This is a genomic window from Spiroplasma sp. hy2, assembly GCF_044714365.1.
Lineage (GTDB): Bacteria > Bacillota_I > Bacilli_A > Mycoplasmatales > Mycoplasmataceae > Spiroplasma > Spiroplasma phoeniceum.
Genome location: NZ_RXFZ02000132.1, coordinates 1 through 2830 on the forward strand (window position 1 = coordinate 1; position 2830 = coordinate 2830).

The 2830-nt window shown below is 26.7% G+C and carries 3 protein-coding genes; all 3 read right to left on the minus strand.

Translation table 4 applies throughout. From position 1 onward, the window contains the following. Positions 1 to 103 precede the first annotated feature (103 nt). The 3 genes from mtnN to EHV01_RS04465 are packed head-to-tail and all read right to left on the minus strand — an operon-like array spanning position 104 to position 2666. The gene (gene mtnN, locus EHV01_RS04455) at positions 104 to 784 is read right to left on the minus strand and encodes a 5'-methylthioadenosine/S-adenosylhomocysteine nucleosidase (protein ID WP_422066387.1); all 681 of its coding nucleotides are present in this window, start codon (positions 782 to 784) and stop codon (positions 104 to 106) included. Between the two features lie 4 nt (positions 785 to 788). After that, positions 789 to 1886, minus strand: a complete 1098-nt coding sequence (locus tag EHV01_RS04460; RefSeq protein WP_422066388.1) for a nicotinate-nucleotide adenylyltransferase — start codon at positions 1884 to 1886, stop codon at positions 789 to 791. A 51-nt stretch (positions 1887 to 1937) separates the two neighbouring features. Beyond that, positions 1938 to 2666: a hypothetical protein gene (locus EHV01_RS04465; protein ID WP_422066389.1), complete on the minus strand. Its 729-nt coding sequence runs from the start codon at positions 2664 to 2666 to the stop codon at positions 1938 to 1940. Positions 2667 to 2830 lie beyond the last annotated feature (164 nt).

Here is a 2830-nt window from a genome sequence, read left to right on the forward strand (position 1 = left end):
ATTAAAAATATACCTAATTTTAGGTATATTTTATAAATATCAAGAGTTTTCGACAAAATTAAAGAAAATATTTACAATTATTTTAATAGGTTATGCAAGAAGTCTATTCTTGATTATTAAATAATTCTGCTGAAATTAATTCACAAATTAAAATTCCTGCTTGTGATAAATTTTGTTTAAATTGTATTGTTGAACTTTTCTTATTTGCTTTTAAATAATCTGTAACAATTTTAATACTAACAATTGGAATCTGATAATTTAAAGCAACTTGAAAAAAAGCACAACCTTCCATATCAACCACATCAATCTTATTTTTAAATTTAGTTTTAATATGCTCAAAATATTCTATTTTATCAATAAAAATATCACTACTGCCTAAAACTGCTGTTTGAATGTGTGGCATTTTTGTTGTAATTGTAGCTATTAATTTTTTATCACTATAATAACTAGGTAATTCGCCGGGGATTTGCCCCATTGCATAACCAAACTCTTGGGCATCAGCAAAAGTATAGTAAGCTTCCGTAATTGCTAAAACTGATAATGGTTTAAAATTTGGTTTTAAAGTCCCAATTGTTCCAAGATTATAAACTGTTTTAATTGCATAATCTTTAAGTAAGGTTGTTAAAGTCATAGCAGCATTAACTAACCCAATTTTGCTAATTGCGAATAATCAATTATCTTTTTGATATACTTCAATCTGGGTATATTTATCAACTATTGTTGGTTTTAAAACATTTAAAGTTGCTGCCAATTCCTCTTTCATTGCACTAATAATTAAATTCATAACGTTATTTATCCTCTTTTCACTGCTGATAAGTCAATTGTATATTTTTTCCTAAATGCTCAAGGCCTTGCTTCGCGACTGCTCGTTCAAATTGAACTATTAATAATTCTTGAAATGCCTTTACTAAATCTTTTTGGGCTAATGTTCGATAATAATCAACTTTTAAATAATTTCGTTCACTACTAATTTTATCCGCAACAAAAATTAGCATTTCAAATAAAGTCATTTCTGGTCGACCAACAGTATGCCATTTAATTGCTGATAAAATATCTTCATCATTAAATAATAAATCATATTTTAAATGGCAATAACCAGTATAAGCATGCCAAGTAGCAATTGGCTCTGATAAAAACGTTGGTAAATATTTTGTTAGATATGCTTTTTGTTTTTGTTCTAATCATTGTTTTGTAATATCATGATAAATCCCAGCAATTAAAACTTTTTGCGGATTTAACTTATGAACTAATGCTAATTCCCGCGCTTTTTGGCCAACATTTAAACAATGTTGATAGCGTTCCTTATCCATATTTTGGCCTAGTCGTTCTGGCAAATATAATAAATTATTATTAATATAATTCGTAATATTTGGCAATTGTAATGCAATGTTTTTTCCTTCTCGTAACATTGTTGATGATAAATGTAAATTATTATGAAATGGAAGTAACATTGCTTGATATTGTTTTAAAATTGTTTGATCAATTGGTTCATTTCGTTGGAAAACAATAAAAGTTTGCATTCTTGCTAATTCATTAATATTGTTTCATTTATTTAATGATGCTAGTTGATCAGAACCAATCATAAAATAAAACTGATGATGAGGAAATTGCTGTTGCAATTTTAAAACAGTTTCATATGTTGTACTAGGCTTTGCATTTTCTAATTCAATTAAATTAATTTTAACATCCACTAAATCAGCGATTGCTAAATTAATCATTGCGACACGATCCGTAGGGGGAGATAATTTTCGTGTTTTAAAAGGATTCTGATTTGTTGGAATAATTCAAATTTCATCAATATCTGTTTTTGTTTTAACAAGATTAATCATTGCTAAATGGTCAGTATGAAATGGGTCAAAACTACCACCAAATAATGCTATCTTCATTTATTCTTCCTCCCAATCCAAAAATAACAGCAAATTCAAACAAAATAAAAATTATTCATCTTTATTTTTAATTCCTAATTCAACTAAAACATCTTCGACAGTATCACGCACAACTTCTTGAAATTGTTTAATAGATAATGTAATGGTAACATTTTCTATTTCACTTAAATCATTAGCAATTTTTTTTTGTAAGTTTTGTTTAAAAGTATTAATTTCATTTTTATTACCAGTAATTGTAACTTTATTTTTTTTTACCCCTTTTGGGAGATTCTCTTCTAATGGTTCACCATTATGGTCTAACTCTAACTTATCATCATCATCACGATGAGAAATTTTAATGCGATCCATAATATATGCCATTCGATCATTAAAATTCCGTTCTTTAATTTGATTTAGCATTTGTTGAAATTCATTTGGTTGAACTTGTGAACTATCACGTAATTTTTTTAATTGTTCTAAACGTTCTAAAACATTTTCATGTTCATTAACATTATATTCTTCTTTGTATTTATTAATTTGATGACGTGCATTTTGAACAAGGCTATGAATATTATTAACATTCTCTTGGTTCGATGGTTTGATGTGTTGTTCAGTATTTCTAATTTCAGAATTTTCTGATTTATTTACCATCACTTGTGTTGATTGTGGCACTTTAAAGTCAATTGTTTCATCACTAAAATTAACCCCACTAAATGCTTCAATTTCATCATCAAAAGCACTAGCTGTTTCTAAATTTATTATTTTTTCTTCAGTTTTTTTTCGTCTTCATCATTTAAACATATCTTTGCCTCTAATTCCATATACATTATTATATAATAAATTATTAAAATTTCTTGCAGTTTTTTCCTTTAATTTTGTCGAAAACTCTTGATGAAATAAAAAAAATCATCAATATGACAATTTGAAAACTAATTTTGTGTAAGATTATGATTTTGCTTTAAATT